An 18,754-nucleotide genomic window follows, 5' to 3' on the forward strand; every position below is an offset into this window, starting at 1 on the left:
CATGGCCGTCAAAGGCGACGACAACGTTATCTATGCCAATTTTGGCACTCGCAAGCGGGTAAGCACCCCGGCCGAGGTCAATCACGTGGACCGCAGCGGGCGCATCCTGTCCACTACCGCATCGCGTATTGCGGCCTTTACCTCGCAGGGCGCGGATCGTGGCAGAATTACCCGCGGCCGCCAGTATGCCGAGGGCGGACACGTCGTGGGCCTCGAGGTGCGCAATGGCGCCATCCATGGCCGCGTGGCCGGCTCCCAGAACGAGCCCTTTGCGGTGCTCATCCAGCTGCCGTACCGCAATAACGACGATATTGCCCAGCTGGCCACCGAATTCGCCCGCACCCCCAATTCCGTGGCCAACGCGCGCAAGGGCATGCTTTCCGACGCCGCCTTGGACACCCTCTTCGCCCCCGAGGCCGAAGACCTCCGCTTGACCTGTGATTGTCCGGATGGCGAGTACGTGTGCAAGCACATCGTGGCGGTGGGCGATAAGCTCGCCACCCGCGCTGATGCGGACCCGGCCGTCATCTTTAATATGCGCGGGCTGGACTTTGCCCGGCTGGAGCGCATGGTCTTAGAGCAGGCCAAGACGGTCAGCCGCGAAAGCTTTACCCCGAGCGACCTGTCCGAGGAAGAAAAGAATGAGATTTTCTGGAACGGCCGCGAGCTACCGAAGCTGCCGCAGCCCAAGGTAGCCCCAGCCATCGATGACTCCGATCCGGACCTGTTGCGCAAGGCCATGCGCTCGGTTTCACACACCAATCTGGATCTCCTGCGCGCGGTATCCGATATTGAAGACCTCTACTATCACCTCTCGCACTAAATGACTGCTACCACGTTTATCCATACCTCCGATTTTCAGCTAGGCATGACCCGATGGTTTTTGCAGGGCGAGGCCCAAGGCCGATTTAATGATGACCGCGAGGCCGCGATCATGCGGCTGGGCGAGCTGGCCGAGGACACCGGGGCGGAATTCATCGTCGTAGCCGGCGATGTCTTTGAACACAATTCCCTCTCCCGCGAAATCCTCGCCCGCGCCACGGAAATGTTCAAGCGCCTGCCGGTGCCAGTCTATGTCCTGCCCGGCAACCACGACCCGCTGGTGGCGGATTCGGTGTTTTATAAGACCAGCGCGGACAACGTCCACGTCATCGCAGACTCGGAGCCCATCGAGGTCGCACCCGGCGTGGAACTGGTTGGCGCGCCGTACCTTTCCAAGCGCGCGAATCACGACTTGGTCCGCCAAGCGCTCGAACCCTTGGAGCCGGCCGCGGGCATCCGCATCGCCGTCGGCCACGGCCAGGTGGACTCCCGCTCCGGCGAGGATGACGCCGATACCATCGACCTTGCTTTCGTCGAGGACTGCCTGGACCGCGGGGTGATCGACTACCTGGCGCTGGGTGATACCCACTCCACCGCCAGCCTCGGCACCACCGGACGGGTGTGGTTCTCCGGTAGCCCGGAGACCACGGACTATAAGGAAACGAGTACTGGTGGCGGCGAATCCGATTCCGGCAATGCGTTGGTGGTGCGCGTGGGGGATAAGGTGGACGTCGATAAGCGCCGCATTGGCCGCTGGACCTTTGAAGCCCTCGACGCTGCCGTGGATTCCGCCGAAGACGTGGAACGCTTCCTTGCGCGCCTAGGCGAGTACCCCGATAAGGTGCGCACGGCCGTGAAATATAGCCTGCGCGGCACGCTCGGCGTCGCGGCCCATGCCCGCCTGCAGCGCGGACTGGACGAGTATGAGGCCGTATTTGCGTCCCTGCGCCCGCGTGAGCGCACCATGGACCTTTACCTGGAACCCAGCGAAGAGGAATTGGCCAGCCTCGATATCTCCGGCTACGCGGCCGAGGCGCTGCATGAACTATTGGATAACCGTGAGGATCCCGTCGCCCGCGACGCCGCCAACCTGCTATTCCGCTTGGAGGGACAGTCCTAATGCGCATCCACCGCCTAGAACTCACCAACGTTCGCGGCATTGAGCACCTGGTCCTCGATGAGCTGCCCGAGACCGGCGTCGTGGTCATCCATGGCGAGAACGAAGCCGGCAAGTCCACCATCGTGGAGGCACTCGACGTGGTGCTCACCGAAAAGCACAGCGGCCGCTCCAAGCGCATTCGCTCCCTGCAACCGGTGGGCAAGGACGTTGCCCCGGAAGTTACGGCCGAGCTGAGCGTAGGGGAGTACCGCTTCCGCATTGCCAAGCGTTGGCTATCAAAGAAATCCTGCGAGCTGAATATTTCTTCCCCACGGCCGGCGCAATTTACCGGCAGCCAGGCCGACGATGAACTGGAGCGTATCCTTTCAGAACACTTGGATCGCTCGCTTGTCGACGCCCTCTTTATGCGCCAAGACGACACCGGCGAGGCCATCTCAGCCGTCGGCATTCCCAGCCTGACCCGCGCGCTCGAGCGCGAATCCGGCCTGGCCGAGGACGAGGTCTCCGGCGACGATTCCGCGCTGCTGGCCCGCGTGGACAAGGAATATCAGCGCTATTTCACCGCGGCGAAGGGTAACCCGGCCGGCGAGTACAAGGAATCCGCCGCAGCGCTAGCCCGCGCCGAAGAAGAATACACTGAGGCCACTCGCGTGCTGCGCGAGCTCGACTCCGTGGTCGAGCGCTACGAGCAACTCGAGCGCGACCAAGCCGCCGCTGAAGCAGAGCTCCCCGCCGCCCGCGCCGATCTCACCGACAAACAGGCGCAGGCCGAGGAAGCCGCCACCGCGCAGGCCACCCTAGACTCCCATAAGGCCACCCTCGCCCGTGCTTCAGAGGATCTTGCCCGTGCGCAAGCCGTCGTCACCGAGCGCGCCGAGCTCGTCACCGCGGCTGAGGAATCTGTCAGGGCCACCGAGGCTGCCCAGTACAAGCTCATCGCCGCCCAGGACAAGGCGAAAGAAGAAGCCGCGGCCAAGGAATCGCTAGAGAAGCAACTAGCGGAGGCCAAAGAGGACTATGCTGCGGCTCGTAGCACACTTAAGCAAGCGCGTCGCCAGCAAGATAAGCAGAAGTTTGAGCAGCTCAGTGCCCGGCTAGAAGCGCTTGACGCCCTTGCCGCCGAGGCGGATCAAGCCCGCGCCGTCGTTGCGCAGCGCGGCCGCGAGGTGACCGCGGCCGATATCACCGGTTTGCATAAGGCGGACTCGGCCCTTTCGGTAGCAGAGCGCCTGCACGAGGCTGCGGCCGCCAAGGTGCATTTTTCTGGGCCGGCGGGTTCTACCATTCGCGTCGATGGCGAGGACATCGAGGTGGGGGAGGACACCGCCGTCGAGCTTGTCGATTCCCGCGTAATCACCATCGGCGATATCACCGCCCGCTTCTCGGCCGGTTCCTATTCCGCGGAGGACACCCAGCGCGATGTGGAACAGGCCCGCACCCGGCTGCACGAGCTGCTCGATACCCTCGGCGTAGGTTCAGTGGCTGCGGCCGAAGAAGCCCATGAGACGCACCGTGCGCAGAACGACGACCTCGATGCCGCCACCCGCGCCCTTGCCGCGGAACTGGGACCGGATGATTTGGGTGAGCTGCGCGCCCAGCATATTGCGCTGGCTGAGAAGATCGCAGACCTTGCGGACGGGGAGGAGCTAGACCTCGCCGCCGCCGAAGCCGCGGAGGAAGATGCTAGCGAAAAGGTCGATGCGCTCGACCGCGAGCTTGTGCCGTATCGCGAAAGCCGCCTTGCTCACGAGGTGGTGCGCCTAGATGCCGAGCTGGACGCCGCCCGCGAAAATGCGCAGCGCGTGACTCGAGACCTTTCCTCCGCGCGTGAACACGCCGCCGACGGGGACCTGCGTGCCGAGGTTATCCGCCTGGAATCCGTAGTGGCGGACTTGCGTGGGCAACTGGATCAGATGGAAGCTGTGGACCTTAAGACCGCCAACTCCTTGGTGGAAGGCGCTCAATCCCATCTGGATTACCTCACCGAACGCATACAGCGCTGCGAGGTGGACCTCGGCCGGCTCTCTAGCGAGGTGAACTTCCACTCCGGTGCCGCCGAGCGCGCACAGCAGGCCACCGCGGCGGTAGATATGGCTCGGGCGGTGTACGAGAGCGTCGACAAGCGCGCCCAAGCAGCCCGTTACCTCCGCGAAATATTGCTCAAGCACCGCGATGCCGCCCGCCAGCGCTACGCCGCGCCCTTCGTGGCTGCGCTCTCACAGTTGGCGCGCACTGTTTATGGTGGCGAAATCACCTTTGAACTCGATGAAGATCTACGTGTCATCGCTCGCACTCAGGACAATGAGACGGTAAGTCTGGCTAGCCTTTCTGGTGGTGCCCGCGAGCAATTGGCCATCCTCACCCGCTTTGCCATTGCACAATTAGTGGGGGCGGAGTCGGTACCGGTCATCGTCGACGATGCGCTGGGTTCTACTGACGCGCACCGTCTGCAACTAATGGCCACGCTCTTTTCCCATGTCGGCCGGGATAATCAGGTATTGGTCTTTACCTGCATGCCAGAGCGCTACTCCCGGGTGCCGGGACGCGACGAGCGCGACATAGCTTCCCTCAAAGGGGTAATCTAGGTCCCATGCCTTATCAAACTCGCTGGTTAAACGACGAAGAACAGGAGCTATGGCGCCTGTTGCTTGCCGCTGTGCGCAAAATAGATAGGGGAATGGATGAAACGCTGAAAGCCGGCGGGGAAGTCTCTGCCTCCGAGTTTGCCGTCCTAGTCGCTCTTTCAGAGGCACCTGAACAGCGCCTGCGCCTGCGCGAGTTGTGCACACAGCTGGAGTGGGACCGCTCTAGGGCCTCGCACCAGGTAACCCGAATGGAAAAGCGCGGCCTATTGTTTAAGGAACCGGACGAGGACGATGCCCGCGGTATCAATGTGTGCGTAACGCACGCCGGTTTAGAACACCTACGCCGCGCCGCCCCCGAACACGTGGAATCAGTGCGGCGCATGGTCTTTGATCACTTGCAGCCCGAGGATATCCCGGCGCTTAAGCGCTTTTTCGCCGGAGTTGTGCAGGTGACTAACCTGCCAGGCTACGAGGGGTATGTGCCGGATTCACTACTACACGGAAAGGATTAAGCTCCATGATGGGCCAAGAGCTCTTTGAGCACCCAAAAAAGCAATATAAAACCTACGGCATCACCGCGTTAGAGGAGCTTAGCCCGCGAATCGGTGACCCCGAGGCGCACTTGGAGGATACGGCTAGCGCAGAACAAGTCGCCGCAATGGAGGAGGCACTAGAGGCGTACCCAGACTCCGCGCTGACCTACGACCAAGACACCGAGCTGTGGATCGTTGGCGCAGAAGAGGATATTGAGCGCATGCTCGCGGATCGCGAGTCTTTCGTAGAAGCGTTGCTTAATAACGAGGACCCAGGTATCTAAGTGCCGAATTTCGGCGTCAATCAAAAGTGCGAGGAATGCGGCCTTGCGGGCACTTAACTGTTAAGATATCCGTAGTTAATCCTCGGTGGATCGAAAGGTTTTATCATTATGAACGAGCGTGAGGCTCAGGAACAGCGCGAAGCAGCAGCTCGCGATAAGGGCAATGGCTGGGTTCCCGTATTCCTTCAGTGGATCCCTTCCATGCTGCTAGCCGTAGTGATGTTGGCTGCCATGTTCTTCGGTATGTACTACATCGAGCACGGCACCTTGGACATCACCCAGCCGATCACCAACGAGTTCATTACTCAGTAGCTTCGGCACATAGAAGAATCCGGCTCCCCCTGCATAGGGCGGGGAGCCGGATAATTTTATTTGCCCAGGGCTTGGCGCCAGGTCATCTTGCGGCCATTGTTCAAAATGGCGCGGCGGTAGATGCGACCGACCAGCACGATAATCAGTGCGGTCACCACAGCCATGAGCACATAGCTAGCTAGCAAGCCCAACCAGCTGAGGTTGCCCCCGGCCACCTGCATCGGAGCGACCAGCATGGACACCGGTGGCAACCAGGTCATTACCTGCATCCACGTGGCATCCAAGTGCATCCAGCCGAACATTGGTACATACATGGTGGCAAAGACGAGGAACAGGATGGGTGCCTGCGTGGACTGGAGATCCTCGGTGCGCTGCACCATCGAGCCGGCTGCAGCGTAGAGGCTGCCAAAGAAAAGCAGACCTAGAATCTCGCCAACAAGGAGGACCGCTACCAAGCCATAGTCCAGCTCGAGGTCACTAGCCAGACCGGACGTAGCAAGCGAGATCGCGCCACCGCCCAGGATGAGGAGGGTGGCCAAGAAACCGATGATGGTATTGCCCAAAATCTTGCCGGCCAAAAAGTCCACCGGGCGTACGGAAGACAAGATAATTTCCACCACGCGGGAGGACTTTTCCTCCGTGACGCGGCCACCAATTAAGCCGGCGAAGGTCATGACGGAAAAGACGACCACCATTGCGCCAATGAGGACCGTGGCTACGCCGGCCATCTTTTGCTCCGTGCCGTCTTCTTCTTCTAAGTTCACCTGATTGACCGTGGTCGAGGGGGTAGCCTTTTCTAACTCTTGCGGGTCAATATTGAGCGTATCCAGCGCCGTTGCTTGTGCTTGGGAAGCAACGATTTGGTTGACCGTGGTAGTTACCGCGGCAGGCGTATCGCCCTTGCTGAGGAGATCCCAGCCGGCGTTCTCTGCCGGTACTAGGGCGGCATCGGCCTCGTCATTTTCCACCAATTGCTGGGCTTCCGCGCGGTCTTTTGCCTCTGTGGCATCAATACCGGAATCATCAAAGGCAGACGCTTCCATCCCCACGATGGCTACGGAATCAGGTTCGTCATCGCCGCTGAAGAAATTGATAGCAATGGGTGCGATAATGGCGCCGAGGATAAGCAGCAGCATTGTGCCCACTACCATCTTCGACTTCAGTGCGACTGCCATCTCACGCTTGGCTACAACCCCGATGGTCTTCATTGCGGAATACTGCATGGCTTAGGCCTCCTCATTCTGGTTGCTGGTGACGACGTCCTGGAAAAGCTCGGTCAGGTCTGGGATCTTGCGGCCGAAGGAATGCACCGGGCCTGCGGCAACGGCTGCCTGCAGGATTGTCTGATCATCTACGGCGGGACCGGCTTGGAGTACTACGGCATCGGCAGTTTCTGCCACCAGCTCCGTGCCTTCCGGATACCAGCCGCGCGCTGGGGTAGCGACCTCGAAGCGAGGCGGGCCTTGGCTGCGCAGCTTATCGACGCCCCCTTCGGCCACCATATGCCCCTTCGTCACAATGCCCACGCGGTCACACAAGCGCTGCACCAGGTCCAACTGGTGCGAGGAGAAAATGACGGGCACGCCGCGATTGGCGCGCTCGCGCAGCATGTCCGACATGACGTTGACCGCAACCGGGTCTAGGCCGGAGAAGGGCTCGTCCAGAATCAGCATGTCAGGATCATGGATGAGGGAGGCCGCCAGCTGCACCCTCTGCTGGTTGCCCAAAGACAGGTCATCGAGCTTATCGTTCATGCGCTCGCCCAGCCCTAACTGTTCAAGGAGCTCAGTGCCGGCGCGCTTGGCGGCGGGTTTATCCATTCCGTGCAGGGTGCCGAGGAAGACCAGCTGGCTAAGCAACGGTTCCTTTCCATAGAGGCCGCGCTCTTCCGGCATATAGCCAATGCGGCGGCGATTATCGTCATTAATTGGGGCGTTATCGAAATAGACTTCGCCGGAGTCTTTCGCCAGCACACCAAGCGCAATGCGCATGGTGGTGGACTTTCCGGCGCCGTTGGATCCGACGAAACCGAAGATTTCGCCGTCACTAACGCTAAAGGTCATATCCCGCAGGGCTTGAGTCTCCCCGAAGGACTTATTGAGGTGGTCGATGGTCAAGGTGGGCATGTCTAGTCCTCCGAGGTGTGGTTGAAGGTCAGTGCGTATCCGACAGCGGGCAGGGTAGCAGAGATGAAGTAGCTAAAGAGCAGGAAGTAGCCAGCTCCTAGCAAATATTTGGTGCCAATAATGCCGGTAATGCCTCCGCCAATGCCTCCGCCTAGGAACCAATTGCCTACGAGGAGGGGTACAAGACCGCCGGCAAAAAGAAGCGCGGTAGACAGCTGGAAAGCCTTGCGGCGCCACTGGTCGAGGACCCGAGCCTCGTACTCATCAAGAGAGGACAGCGGCTTGCGGTCTTTGGAATCAATTGATACCCGCAGAATGGTGCACGGAATGCAAGAGAGCACCATTGTTATAGACATTCCTAACAGTGCCCAGTAAGAAGAAAGCGCCAATGCGAGGATGAGGAAAATCGCGGATACGGCCACGCAGCCATACATTGACGCGATTAATCCACGGGTGGGGCCGGGCCTGCGGAACCGTTCGGCGCGGATCGTTGTTGAAACAGGGGCGTCGTTTGCTGTCATGCACCCAAGTGTTGCATAAACCCAACACTCTGGCAAGAGATTCTGCAGATTTTCTCCGGCGGTTGACCCTGACGCAGCGTAAGGCGCGACAATGAAGCCATGGACGACATCGATGAAGTTCTCTATACCGTTGGCGAGGTAGCAGCGCTCTTCCGCATCACGGTGCGCACTTTGCATCACTGGGAGGCACAAGGCTTGCTGTCTCCCACGTGGCGCAGCTGGTCCAATTACCGGCTGTATACCGAGGACGACTGTGCTCGAGTGCAGAAGATTCTGATCTATCGCGCCACCGGTATGAAATTGACCGATATTAAACAGCTGCTAGATGGCGGTGCCTCCGACTTAGAACATTTGCGGAGGCAAAAGGAGAGCCTGCTCGCGCAGCGCGACAGCCTTACTGACATGCTGGCAGCAATTGACACCCTGATGGAGGAAGCAATGAATAACCGAAAGCTCACCACTGAAGAAATTGGGCAGATTGTTGGCGATGCCAACTTCGCCGCGCATCAACAAGAAGCCGAGGAGGCCTACGGATCGAGTGAGGATTGGGCTGTGTATCAGCAGCGCACTGCCGGCTGGTCGAAGGACAATTGGAGCGATGCGCAAGCCGGAGTCGCTGAGGTCGAAAAAGAGCTGGCCCAGGCCGTAGCGAGCGGTGTGGGTGCGGGGTCGGAGGAGGCCCAGGGGATCGTCGAAAAGCACCGCGAAGCATTAAGCGCCTTCTTTCCCGTCACGCCGGCAAAGCACTTCTTGATTTCACGCGGCTACGTAGCTGACGAGCGCTTCCGTGCCCACTATGAGGCGCAGCAGGAGGGGTTGGCGCAGTGGCTGGCAGACGCGATTGAGCATGCAGCTAAGGCACAAGGGGTGGATACCGACAACCCGGAGTGGCAATAGAAGGCTCGTGTCCAGCTAAGGAAGACCTAGCTGACAGGAAGATAAATAAAACGCTGACCACCAGACAGTCCTGGTGGTCAGCGGTGAATGTGTCCCCGACAGGGATCGAACCTGCGACCTTCGGTACCGGAAACCGATGCTCTAATCCGCTGAGCTACGGAGACATCGCTGGGAAAATTCCCAACGATGTGATTTTAGCGCATGGGTTAGCGGGGGACTAAATCAACCCGGGGGCGTCGGCAGTAGTGACTTCGCCGGTGCGTAGGTAGTGCACGCCAATGTCATCAACGACCTTATTCTTAGAAGCAAAGTGGCCATGGCCGGGGCCGTGGACGGTGACCACGTGCGACTGCATCGGCTTGGAGAGGCTGGTGTGGTACTGGTACGGCGTTTGCGGGTCGCCCGTTGCCTGGAGCTGGAGGGGCTTGGTGGTGAGCTTGGAGCCGTCGAGAGGCGCCTGGCCCGTGACCGGCGCACGTCCACCACAACCTGCGCCGGAGCCGTACAGAGAGTTGATGAGGGTGAAGGGATCAGCGCTGACGAAGTTGGCCCATAGATAACTCGGGTACAGCAGCGGATTGCCCGGCACGGTGTTTTCATTGCAGACGATGAGGTTTTGCATATTCATCGCCTGAGCCAGGGATTCTTGCTCCTTGCGCAGCGCCTCCGGATCGGACTGCTCGGCATCCATAGGCTCGCTGCCATTTAAGTGCTTGGCAAAGGCATCCCACTGCGCGGGAACCGGCACGAGGAGGCGCGTCATGCCCAAAAGCGGGGAGGACACTTGCACAGCATTGGGCTGCTGAATCTTCTGGCTGAGGAACTCCGCCTGCACGCGCAGTGGGCCGGTGGCGGTCATAATGTCCGCGCCAGGCTGTCCGGCAAACTCGAGGCCTGGAGGAAGGTCACCAATCTTGGCGTTTGGTGGCAAGACAGTAGGGCGTACACCTGCCTCACGAGCTACCTTTTGAGACCACTTTTCATAGACTTGCAGCGGGGTGGTGCCGAGGTGGTACTTGGCGTCATTTTTGGCAATAAACCCGAAGAGATCGTGCAGTCCCTTTTCATAGCCGCGCTGTTGCGAAGCAAAGATGCCATTCCATGCCAGCTTGGGGCTCATACCGGAATCCAATAAGACTTTGCCGGTGTGCTCCGGATACTTGGTGGCGTAGGCGGAGCCGAGATAGGTGCCATAGGAGGTACCGGCGATGTCAATCTTTTCTTCGCCCAAGGCGCGGCGCACCATTTCCCAATCCTGCAGGGTATTCGCAGTGGTCAATGAGTTGGTATAGCCCGGGGTATTCTTCTCGCAGGCATCGCGAGTGAGTTTTCCAAACTGCAGGCTATCTCGGAGTGGATCACTAGCAGCCAAAGCATCGCACTTAACTGGAGTGGAGCCTGGAAGACCGCGTGGCTGTACGCCGATAGTGTCCCACTCGTCGCGCACGGCCTGTGGCCACGGAACAGCGCTATTGCCGGCCCATCCATAAGCATCGCCACCTGGACCACCAGGGTTGGTAAACAATGCGCCACGGCGGGCTTCTGGGTTGGCGGCGGGCACCCGCACGAAGCCGACGCTAATGGTGCCGGCCTTCGGGTTGTCATAGTAGGTAGGGACTTCGATGCGTCCGCATTCGGCCGAGTCAATATCTACCTGCTCGGGGCAGTCTTCCCAGGAAATAGCGGGCTTGGTGTCCTGCGGTGCAGGTGCAGGTGCGGCCGTAGCAATCGGTGCAGTAACACCAATTGTGACCGCAGCTGCACCGAGCGCGGCCGCAAGCTTAGATGAAAAAGAAAGCATAGGTTAGGTCTCCAGAATAAAAATGATTGGTAGACCTAGCCTATGCTTCTTTGATGCTTTTGGCATCGCATTCACAGTAGGTGGGTGCCCTCACCGGCCGAGGCGAGGGCTATGCACCTACTTGACGATGACAACGATGAGGTCACGCGGACCGTGTACGCCCTCGACACGAGTGAGCTCGATATCAGAGGTGGCGGAAGGGCCGGAAATCCAGGTTGCAGGCTTCTCTGGATCCATGCGGGAGATGACCTCGGGGATGCCGTAGACGATCTCATCCTGGTGGACGATGCACAGGTGACGATCCGGAACCAGGGTGAGCGCGCGACGACCGCAACGTTCATCAGACTCGAGCACGATGGTGCCGGTCTGGGCGGAGGTGACGTGGGAGTAAGTGACCACTGCGTCGGTCTCGTTCAGGGTGCGCGGATCGACGGACTTATCGTCAGGCTTGGCGTCGAAGCCCTCGAAGAGGGTGGCGTCCATGCCTTCGGCATAACGAATGTCGTTGCACTCGCGGTCCTTGAGGATCGTGGCGATGGTCTGCTTGAGTTCGCCTTCCTCGGTGACGTGCACCTCGGCCTTGTAATCCTCGAGTCGGTCAATGAGCATATCGCGCAACTCGTCCGCGTTCAGGGTGCCCTCGTGGTGGTAGTCGCGCGGGGCATCAACGTGGTCGGGGAGACCAGCCTGCTTCTGAGCGGAGCGGATGCGGCTTAGGATTTCCTGCTTTGCGTTCACTTTTTGGACTCCTCACGGGCCTCGGCAAGAAGTTCCTTGCCTTCTTCGGACTCGAACCACTGGCGGAAGGACTTCTTTGGCGGAACCGCGGTGTCGCGGCCCTCGGACCAACCGGACATAAACAGTGGCAGGGATTCGATGGTCTTGTTGGTGCCACCCAAGATGCGGCCCAAGGCGACCATGTGAGTTGCCTTGTTCCACAGCTTCGGGTTGCTCCACAGTAGCTGAATGGTCTTGAAGAGCTTCGGCTCGATTGGTGGGGTGGCGTGGGTGACCTTCTGGTGGCGGTTTTCCAAAATGACGTCGGAAAGCGGAATCTTCACCGGGCACACCTCGTCGCAGCGGCCGCACAGCGAGCACGCATAAGGCAGGCTGGCGGAAGGATCGTTGTGATCCTTCATGCCGGTCAGCTGCGGCGTCAGGGAGATGCCGATCGGGCCAGGGTAGACAGAGCCGTAGGCGTGGCCGCCGGCGCGCTCGTAGACTGGGCAAACATTCAGGCAAGCCGAGCAACGGATGCACTTGAGGGCCTGGTGGCCAATCGGGGAGGACAGGGCCGCGGTACGGCCGTTATCCAGCAGCACCAAGTGGAAGTTCTGGGGGCCATCGCCCTCAGTAACGCCGGACCACATGGAGGTGTACGGGTTCATACGCTCCGCGGTGGAAGAACGCGGCAGCAGCTGGAGGAAGACCTCCAGATCCTGGAAGGTAGGAACCAGCTTTTCGATGCCCATCACGGTAATGAGGGTCTCCGGCAGGGTGAGGCACATACGGCCATTGCCCTCGGACTCCACGATGTTGATGGTGCCGGTTTCTGCCACACCGAAGTTAGCGCCGGAGATGGCAACCTTGGCCTGCATGAACTGCTCGCGCAGGAACTGGCGGGATGCCTCGGCCAACTCTGCTGGATTAGCCTGCAGGGTGTCATCGGTATTCGGCATTTTGTTGACGAAGATATCGCGAATCTCCGCACGGTTGCGGTGGATAGCCGGAACCAGAATGTGGGACGGCTTATCCTCGCCCAGCTGCACGATGAGCTCTGCCAAGTCGGTCTCGCGAGCGTTGATGCCCGCGGCCTCCAGGTGCTCGTTCATGCCGATTTCCTGGGTGGCCATGGACTTAACCTTGACCACGTCGGTCTCGCCGGTGGCGCGAATCAGACCCTCAATGATCTGGTTAGCTTCCTTGGCGTCGCGTGCCCAGTGGACGACGCCGCCGCGAGCCTTGACTGCCTCTTCGAACTGCTCGAGCAGCTCTGGCATGCGAGCGGCAACGTCTTCCTTGATGGCGGAACCTGCAGCGCGCAGCTCCTGCCAATCATCCAGCTCCTCCACAGCGTTGGAGCGCTTCTCACGAATGGAGGTGGTGGCGTGCTGCAGGTTGTGTCGCTGGGTGGCGTTATTCAGGCCAACGTGTGCCAGGGGAACAAAGGCCTTGCTGCCGCGCAGGTTGCCGTAGCCTTCCGGCGCGCGCGGTGGGGTGGTATCGAGGAAAGAGGTCATTAGAGCATCGTCTCCTTGGAGTAAGCGGCGGAGGTCGGAGTCCATGGGTGCTCCTTGGTGGACGCCAAGATCTCAGCCATGTGAACGGCGCGGACGCCGGAACGCTGGCGGCTCAGGGCGCCACCGATGTTCATCAGGCAAGAAGAGTCACCGCCGGTGACGAATTCTGCCTCGGTCTCCTTGATGTGGCGAGTCTTATCGGTGACCATCGCGCGGGATACCTCTGCGTTCTTGATGGCGAAGGTGCCGCCGAAGCCACAGCATTCTTCCTTATTTGGAAGGGTGACCAGTTCGATGCCTTCGACTTCCTGCAGCAGCTGCATTGGGCGATCGCCCAGCTTCAGGAAGCGCAGGCCGTGGCAGGAAGAGTGGTAGGTCACGCGGTGCGGGAAGAATGCGCCCACGTTGGTAACGCCTTCAACGTCCACCAGGAATTCCGGCAGGTCCAGGGTTTTCTGGGTGGTCTTGCGGGCGCCGTCGACGTCGGCGGAGTTGCCGTAACGGTCGGCGATGCGCTCGTGCTGCTCACGAACGGCGCCGACGCAGGAACCAGAGGCAGCAACAACATAGTCAATGGAGGGATCTGCGAAGGCATCCGCATAGGAGCGGATCATGCCCAGGGTTTCCTTCTGGTAACCGGTATTGATGTGCATCTGGCCGCAGCAGGTCTGCTCCTCCGGGAAGACCACCTCGTGGCCCAAGCGGGAGAGAACCAGTGCCGTTGCCTTTTGTACGTCCGGGAAAAGGGCGTCACCAATGCAAGTGGAAAATAGCGCAATGCGCATACGGTGCTCCTCGTTGATTCTTGACATGGGGGTAGGCACAACCCTACTCCTTTTAAGCAGTACGTGCGTAATGCGTCCCTTTGTTGACCAGCAATTATTTCGCAATATCAATGTTGCAAAAAGCTCTTATCAAACGTTTGTCCTGCAAAGAGGAGTTTTCTGGCCTGGCCCTTTTCACACTTGACTTTTCAGTCCACTAGAATCGTGCGACATGACACCAGCTGATTTGGCCACATTGATTAAAGAAACTGCCGTTAAGGTCATGGAAAGCCATGAGCTTGATTCCTCCGTTTTGCCAGAAACGGTAACCGTAGAGCGCCCACGCAATCCTGAGCACGGCGATTATGCCACCAACGTGGCGCTGCAGGTGGCCAAGAAGGCCGGTGCAAACCCGCGCGAGCTGGGCGGCTGGTTGGCAGAGGCCTTGGCAGACAATGATGCCGTTGCAGAGGCCGATATCGCTGGCCCTGGTTTCATTAATATTCGCCTTGCTGCCGACGCCCAGGGAGAGATCGTCGCCCAAATCCTTCGCGCCGGTAAGGAGTACGGTTCTAACGATTCCTTTGCGGGTAAGAAGGTTAACCTCGAGTTTGTTTCCGCTAACCCGACTGGCCCGATCCACCTCGGGGGCACCCGTTGGGCGGCCGTGGGCGATTCCCTGGGCCGCGTGCTGGAGGCGTCTGGCGCGGAGGTCACCCGCGAGTATTACTTCAATGACCATGGCGGCCAGATTGACCGTTTCTCCCGTTCCCTGGTGGCTGCCGCGAAGGGCGAGCCTACTCCGGAGGATGGCTACGGCGGAGCCTATATTCAGGACATTGCCCAGGCCGTCGTGGAAAAGAACCCATCCGCGCTAGAGGGCAGCGACGAAGAGGTCCAGGAAGCTTTCCGTGCAGACGGCGTGGAGATGATGTTTGCGCAGATCAAGCAGTCCCTGCACGAGTTTGGCGTGGACTTTGATGTCTACTTCCACGAGAACTCCCTTTTCGAATCCGGTGCAGTCGATTCCGCGCTGGAAAAGCTCAAGGCCGAAGGCCATATGTACGAAGCTGAAAATGCCTGGTGGCTCAAGTCCACCGATTACGGCGATTCCAAGGACCGCGTGGTGGTCAAGTCCGATGGCAATGCGGCCTATATTGCCGGCGACATTGCCTACGTGGCCGATAAGTTCGACCGCGGCCACGATTTGAATATCTACATGCTGGGCGCTGACCACCACGGCTATGTGCCACGCTTGAAGGCTGCCGCAGCCGCCCTGGGCTACAATGCCGACGCCGTCGAGGTGCTCATTGGCCAGCTGGTTAACCTCCTGCGCGATGGCAAGCCAGTGCGCATGTCCAAGCGTGCGGGCACGGTCATCACCATGGAGGATCTCGTGGCTGCCATCGGTGTGGACGCTTCTCGTTATTCCCTGGTGCGTTCCTCTGTGGACCAGAGCATCGATATTGATTTAGGCCTGTGGGAATCCCAGTCTTCCGATAACCCCGTCTACTACGTGCAGTACGGCCACGCCCGCCTGTGCTCTATCGGCCGAAAGGCAGCCGAGCTGGGCGTCGATTCGGAAGGCGCGGATCTCTCCTTGCTCACCCACGACCGCGAGGGCGACCTCATCCGCACCTTGGGTGAGTTCCCAGCCGTGGTGGAAGAAGCCGCGCAGCTGCGCGAGCCGCACCGCATCGCCCGCTATGCCGAGGACCTCGCCGCGGTCTTCCACCGCTTCTATGACTCCTGCCAGGTCCTGCCCAAGGCCGGCGAGGACGAAGCTCCTATCCATGGCGCCCGCCTCGCGCTGGCACAAGCCTCCCGCGTGGTCTTGGCCAATGCCTTGACCATGGTGGGTGTGAGCACCCCGGAGAAGATGTAAGTGGCGGATTTCAATGAGCTGCCGGCCCACGTCTGGCCGCGCAATGCAAAGCGCGAGGAAGACGGCGTAGTAACCATTGCTGGTGTTCCGCTGCCGGATTTGGTAGAGGAATTCCAGACCCCACTGTATGTCTTCGATGAAGATGACTTCCGGTCCCGCTGCCAGGACATGGCCCGCGCCTTCGGTGGACCCGAGCACGTGCACTATGCCTCCAAGGCCTTCATCTCAAAGAAGATCGTGAACTGGGTCAATGAGGAAGGCCTGTGCTTGGATGCTGCCTCGCTCAATGAGCTCAAGATTGCCTTGGCCGCGGAGTTTCCGGCCGAGCGCATCACCACGCACGGTAATAATAAGGATGAAGAGTACCTGCGTTTGTGCGTAGACGCCGGCGTGGGCCACGTGGTCATTGATAACGAGCTCGAGCTGGAAGAGCTCAACCGCATTGCGGGCGAGGCCGGCAAGGTCCAGCCGGTGATGATCCGCGTCAAGCCGGGTGTTGATGCGCATACGCACGAATTCATCGCCACGGCGCATGAGGATCAAAAGTTCGGCATTTCGCTCGCCACGGGTGCGGCCTTTGCTGCGGCCAAGCGTTGCTTGGAGGCGGACAACCTGCACCTAAGCGGCCTGCACTGCCACGTTGGATCCCAGGTCTTTAATGCGGAGGGCTTCAAACTTGCCGCAGAGCGCGTCATGGGGCTGTACCGCCAGATTTATACCGAGCTGGGCGTAACTCTAGAAGAGCTCGACCTGGGCGGCGGCTTTGGTATTCCCTACATGCCTTATGAGGAGGCGCTGGATATCGAGCGCGTGGCCGGCGATATGCTCGGCGCGGTCAAGCACACCGCAGAGGAGTTGGGCATTGAGGCGCCCTTCCTCTTGGTTGAGCCCGGTCGTTCCTTGGTTGCCGGCTCTGCGGTGACCGTTTATCGCGTGGGTACCGTCAAGGATGTAGAAACTGGCAAGTCGGATCTGCCGCTGCGTCGCTATATCTCCGTCGATGGTGGAATGTCAGACAATATCCGGCCAGCGCTCTACGGTTCGGCCTATGACGTACGCGTGGTCAACCGCTTTAGCGATGGGGAAGAGGTGCCCTCCCGCGTGGTGGGCTTCCATTGCGAGTCCGGCGATATTCTCCTTGAAGACGGCGAGCTGCCCAATGATATCCAGCCGGGAGACTTGATCGCCTTTGCTGCTACCGGTGGCTACCAGTACATGATGTCCTCGCGCTACAACGGTGCGGTGCGCCCGGCGGTCGTCGCCACGCGCGTAGGCCAGACCAAGCCGATGCTGCGCCGCGAGACCATCGAGGATCTTCTTTCCCTCGAAGTGGACTAGCCCACGCACTCGGTCCCCGTCACAGCGCCTAATTTAATTCAGGGCCTGTGACGGGGACTTTTCTATCTGTTGACCCATTTGCCGCGAAAGTAGACAGCTTGTTCTGTATAGTGTCCTGTATCCGCAATCAGCGGGCACGACACCTTTACCCCAACCGCACAATGGAGACGGATTATGGCTGCATCGACTAGCGAGCTTCAGGCACACGAGCATTCCGGCAAGGGCGAGGGCGAGACCGTCGGTATCGCGCTGCTAGGCTTTGGCACCGTTGGTGCTGAGGTCTTTCGCCTGCTAGGGGAGAATGCTCATGCCTTTGCTCACCGCATCGGTGGCCCAGCCGAGATTCGCGGCATTGCCATCCACAACAAAAATAAGCTGCGCCCGGGCGTGCCCCAGGATCTGTTGACCGATGACGCCAAGGCGCTCGTCGCCCGCGACGATATCGACCTCGTGGTCGAGGTTATCGGCGGTATTGACTTCCCGCGCGAGCTGGTGCTCGCCGCACTCAATTCCGGAAAGTCCGTGGTGACCGCCAATAAGGCCCTGGTTGCCGCGCACGCAGACGAGCTGGCGGAGGCCGCCGACCGTGCCGGCGTAGACCTCTACTTTGAGGCTGCCGTAGCCGCCGCGATTCCGGTGGTGGGCATGCTGCGTCGTTCTCTGGCCGGCGATCAGATAGAGCGCATCTCCGGCATCGTCAATGGCACCACTAACTTCATCTTGGACGCGATGGAGTCCACGGGCGCTTCCTATGATGAAGCGTTAGCGGAGGCTACCCGCTTGGGTTATGCCGAGGCCGATCCCACCGCGGATGTTGAGGGCCATGACGCCGCCTCCAAGGCAGCCATCATGGCGTCTTTGGGCTTCCATACCCGAGTGAAGTTTGAGGACGTGCACTGCGAAGGCATTACCAAGGTCACCGCCGCGGATATCGCCGCGGCCAATGATGCCGGCTATTCCATCAAGCTGCTGGCCATTTGCGAGCGCCTCCAGCGTGCGGATGGCTCCGAGGCGGTCAATGCCCGCGTGCACCCCACGTTGGTGACCAAGGAGCACCCGTTGGCTTCCGTGAGCGAGTCTTATAATGCCATCTTCGTCGAGGCCGAGGCCGCAGGTTCCCTGATGTTCTACGGCAATGGTGCGGGCGGCAATCCTACGGCTTCTGCCGTGCTTGGCGACGTCGTCGGGGCAGCCCGCAATATCGTCCACGGCGGCCGTGCACCGGGCGAGAATACCTATGCCAACCTGCCTATCGCAGACTTCGGTGAGGTAGAAACCCGCTACCACATCGATATGGAAGTTCAAGACCGCACCGGTGTGCTGGCCGCTATCTCCGCCGTCTTTGCCGATAATGATGTTTCCCTGCGTACCGTGCGCCAGGAAGACGGCGCGGACACCGCCCGCCTTATCGTGGTCACCCATGCCGCGAAGGAGGCCACCTTGGACACCATCGTGGCTGCTTTGGGCGAGCTCGAAGAGGTCAAGGCCGTTCATTCCGTAATCCGCCTCGGCAGCTAGCACCGGCC

17 protein-coding genes and 1 tRNA gene are annotated in these 18,754 nt (G+C 60.1%); 10 read left to right on the forward strand and 8 right to left on the reverse strand.

Annotation, left to right across the window (positions count from 1 at the left end):
• The first annotated feature begins 1 nt into the window (after position 1).
• The 6 genes from CORTU0001_RS04010 (at position 2) to CORTU0001_RS04035 (ending at position 5,656) form a co-directional block, all read left to right on the forward strand.
• The gene (locus CORTU0001_RS04010) at positions 2 to 823 is read left to right on the forward strand and encodes an SWIM zinc finger family protein (RefSeq protein WP_005327595.1); all 822 of its coding nucleotides are present in this window, start codon (positions 2 to 4) and stop codon (positions 821 to 823) included.
• Positions 824 to 1,942, forward strand: coding sequence for a metallophosphoesterase family protein (locus CORTU0001_RS04015; RefSeq protein ID WP_005327597.1), 1,119 nt, complete (start codon positions 824 to 826; stop codon positions 1,940 to 1,942).
• The gene (locus CORTU0001_RS04020; protein ID WP_005327599.1) at positions 1,942 to 4,527 is read left to right on the forward strand and encodes an AAA family ATPase; all 2,586 of its coding nucleotides are present in this window, start codon (positions 1,942 to 1,944) and stop codon (positions 4,525 to 4,527) included. The genes CORTU0001_RS04015 and CORTU0001_RS04020 overlap by 1 nt, the downstream gene beginning before the upstream one ends.
• A 5-nt stretch (positions 4,528 to 4,532) precedes the next feature.
• A complete protein-coding gene (locus tag CORTU0001_RS04025) occupies positions 4,533 to 5,039 on the forward strand; it encodes a MarR family winged helix-turn-helix transcriptional regulator (protein ID WP_005327600.1) in 507 nt (168 codons plus the stop codon).
• Positions 5,040 to 5,044: 5 nt separating this feature from the next.
• Positions 5,045 to 5,344: a hypothetical protein gene (locus CORTU0001_RS04030; RefSeq protein WP_005327602.1), complete on the forward strand. Its 300-nt coding sequence runs from the start codon at positions 5,045 to 5,047 to the stop codon at positions 5,342 to 5,344.
• Positions 5,345 to 5,452: 108 nt separating this feature from the next.
• Positions 5,453 to 5,656 carry a hypothetical protein gene (locus CORTU0001_RS04035; RefSeq protein WP_034668134.1) on the forward strand — a complete coding sequence of 68 codons (204 nt, stop codon included), beginning with the start codon at positions 5,453 to 5,455 and terminating at the stop codon, positions 5,654 to 5,656.
• Between the two features lie 56 nt (positions 5,657 to 5,712).
• On the opposite strand, the gene CORTU0001_RS04040 is transcribed toward CORTU0001_RS04035, so the two are convergent.
• From CORTU0001_RS04040 to CORTU0001_RS04050, 3 genes are read right to left on the reverse strand one after another with little or no spacing between them, the layout of a single operon-like run.
• Positions 5,713 to 6,879 (reverse strand): ABC transporter permease, encoded by a 1,167-nt coding sequence (locus CORTU0001_RS04040; protein WP_005327604.1) that lies wholly within the window; start codon positions 6,877 to 6,879, stop codon positions 5,713 to 5,715.
• A gap of 3 nt (positions 6,880 to 6,882) precedes the next feature.
• A complete protein-coding gene (locus tag CORTU0001_RS04045) occupies positions 6,883 to 7,782 on the reverse strand; it encodes an ABC transporter ATP-binding protein (protein WP_005327605.1) in 900 nt (299 codons plus the stop codon).
• A 2-nt stretch (positions 7,783 to 7,784) separates the two neighbouring features.
• Positions 7,785 to 8,303, reverse strand: a complete 519-nt coding sequence (locus tag CORTU0001_RS04050) for a hypothetical protein (protein WP_244262088.1) — start codon at positions 8,301 to 8,303, stop codon at positions 7,785 to 7,787.
• A 99-nt stretch (positions 8,304 to 8,402) separates the two neighbouring features.
• Here CORTU0001_RS04050 and CORTU0001_RS04055 point away from each other — a divergent pair, with 99 nt between their 5' ends.
• A complete protein-coding gene (locus tag CORTU0001_RS04055) occupies positions 8,403 to 9,200 on the forward strand; it encodes a MerR family transcriptional regulator (protein ID WP_005327608.1) in 798 nt (265 codons plus the stop codon).
• Positions 9,201 to 9,290: 90 nt separating this feature from the next.
• Here CORTU0001_RS04055 and CORTU0001_RS04060 read toward each other — a convergent pair.
• The 5 genes from CORTU0001_RS04060 to CORTU0001_RS04080 all read right to left on the reverse strand — a co-directional run bounded on the left by CORTU0001_RS04060 (position 9,291) and on the right by CORTU0001_RS04080 (position 14,026).
• A tRNA-Arg gene (locus CORTU0001_RS04060) sits at positions 9,291 to 9,364 on the reverse strand.
• A gap of 53 nt (positions 9,365 to 9,417) precedes the next feature.
• The gene (locus tag CORTU0001_RS04065; RefSeq protein ID WP_005327609.1) at positions 9,418 to 11,001 is read right to left on the reverse strand and encodes an alpha/beta fold hydrolase; all 1,584 of its coding nucleotides are present in this window, start codon (positions 10,999 to 11,001) and stop codon (positions 9,418 to 9,420) included.
• 117 nt (positions 11,002 to 11,118) lie between these two features.
• Entirely contained in the window at positions 11,119 to 11,739 is a 621-nt protein-coding gene (locus CORTU0001_RS04070) for a LutC/YkgG family protein (RefSeq protein ID WP_005327610.1), read from the reverse strand.
• Entirely contained in the window at positions 11,736 to 13,241 is a 1,506-nt protein-coding gene (locus tag CORTU0001_RS04075) for a lactate utilization protein B (RefSeq protein WP_005327611.1), read from the reverse strand. The genes CORTU0001_RS04070 and CORTU0001_RS04075 overlap by 4 nt, the downstream gene beginning before the upstream one ends.
• On the reverse strand, positions 13,241 to 14,026 hold the full coding sequence (locus tag CORTU0001_RS04080; protein WP_005327612.1) for a (Fe-S)-binding protein: 786 nt from the start codon (positions 14,024 to 14,026) through the stop codon (positions 13,241 to 13,243). The genes CORTU0001_RS04075 and CORTU0001_RS04080 overlap by 1 nt, the downstream gene beginning before the upstream one ends.
• Positions 14,027 to 14,237: 211 nt before the next feature.
• Here CORTU0001_RS04080 and argS point away from each other — a divergent pair, with 211 nt between their 5' ends.
• From argS to CORTU0001_RS04095, 3 genes are all read left to right on the forward strand, one after another.
• Positions 14,238 to 15,890 carry an arginine--tRNA ligase gene (argS, locus tag CORTU0001_RS04085; RefSeq protein WP_005327613.1) on the forward strand — a complete coding sequence of 551 codons (1,653 nt, stop codon included), beginning with the start codon at positions 14,238 to 14,240 and terminating at the stop codon, positions 15,888 to 15,890.
• Positions 15,891 to 17,228, forward strand: coding sequence for a diaminopimelate decarboxylase (gene lysA, locus CORTU0001_RS04090; protein WP_005327614.1), 1,338 nt, complete (start codon positions 15,891 to 15,893; stop codon positions 17,226 to 17,228).
• A 174-nt stretch (positions 17,229 to 17,402) separates the two neighbouring features.
• Positions 17,403 to 18,746, forward strand: a complete 1,344-nt coding sequence (locus CORTU0001_RS04095; protein WP_005327615.1) for a homoserine dehydrogenase — start codon at positions 17,403 to 17,405, stop codon at positions 18,744 to 18,746.
• Positions 18,747 to 18,754 lie beyond the last annotated feature (8 nt).

The organism is Corynebacterium tuberculostearicum SK141, assembly GCF_000175635.1.
Taxonomy (GTDB): Bacteria; Actinomycetota; Actinomycetes; order Mycobacteriales; family Mycobacteriaceae; genus Corynebacterium; species Corynebacterium tuberculostearicum_C.

Coding starts and splice junctions, on each gene's coding strand:
- CORTU0001_RS04010 (WP_005327595.1), top strand. CDS start 2: ATGGCCGTCAAAGGCGACGACAACGTTATCTATGCCAATTTTGGCACT.
- CORTU0001_RS04015 (WP_005327597.1), top strand. CDS start 824: ATGACTGCTACCACGTTTATCCATACCTCCGATTTTCAGCTAGGCATG.
- CORTU0001_RS04020 (WP_005327599.1), top strand. CDS start 1,942: ATGCGCATCCACCGCCTAGAACTCACCAACGTTCGCGGCATTGAGCAC.
- CORTU0001_RS04025 (WP_005327600.1), top strand. CDS start 4,533: ATGCCTTATCAAACTCGCTGGTTAAACGACGAAGAACAGGAGCTATGG.
- CORTU0001_RS04030 (WP_005327602.1), top strand. CDS start 5,045: ATGATGGGCCAAGAGCTCTTTGAGCACCCAAAAAAGCAATATAAAACC.
- CORTU0001_RS04035 (WP_034668134.1), top strand. CDS start 5,453: ATGAACGAGCGTGAGGCTCAGGAACAGCGCGAAGCAGCAGCTCGCGAT.
- CORTU0001_RS04040 (WP_005327604.1), bottom strand. CDS start 6,879: ATGCAGTATTCCGCAATGAAGACCATCGGGGTTGTAGCCAAGCGTGAG.
- CORTU0001_RS04045 (WP_005327605.1), bottom strand. CDS start 7,782: ATGCCCACCTTGACCATCGACCACCTCAATAAGTCCTTCGGGGAGACT.
- CORTU0001_RS04050 (WP_244262088.1), bottom strand. CDS start 8,303: ATGACAGCAAACGACGCCCCTGTTTCAACAACGATCCGCGCCGAACGG.
- CORTU0001_RS04055 (WP_005327608.1), top strand. CDS start 8,403: ATGGACGACATCGATGAAGTTCTCTATACCGTTGGCGAGGTAGCAGCG.
- CORTU0001_RS04065 (WP_005327609.1), bottom strand. CDS start 11,001: ATGCTTTCTTTTTCATCTAAGCTTGCGGCCGCGCTCGGTGCAGCTGCG.
- CORTU0001_RS04075 (WP_005327611.1), bottom strand. CDS start 13,241: ATGACCTCTTTCCTCGATACCACCCCACCGCGCGCGCCGGAAGGCTAC.
- CORTU0001_RS04080 (WP_005327612.1), bottom strand. CDS start 14,026: ATGCGCATTGCGCTATTTTCCACTTGCATTGGTGACGCCCTTTTCCCG.
- argS (WP_005327613.1), top strand. CDS start 14,238: ATGACACCAGCTGATTTGGCCACATTGATTAAAGAAACTGCCGTTAAG.
- CORTU0001_RS04095 (WP_005327615.1), top strand. CDS start 17,403: ATGGCTGCATCGACTAGCGAGCTTCAGGCACACGAGCATTCCGGCAAG.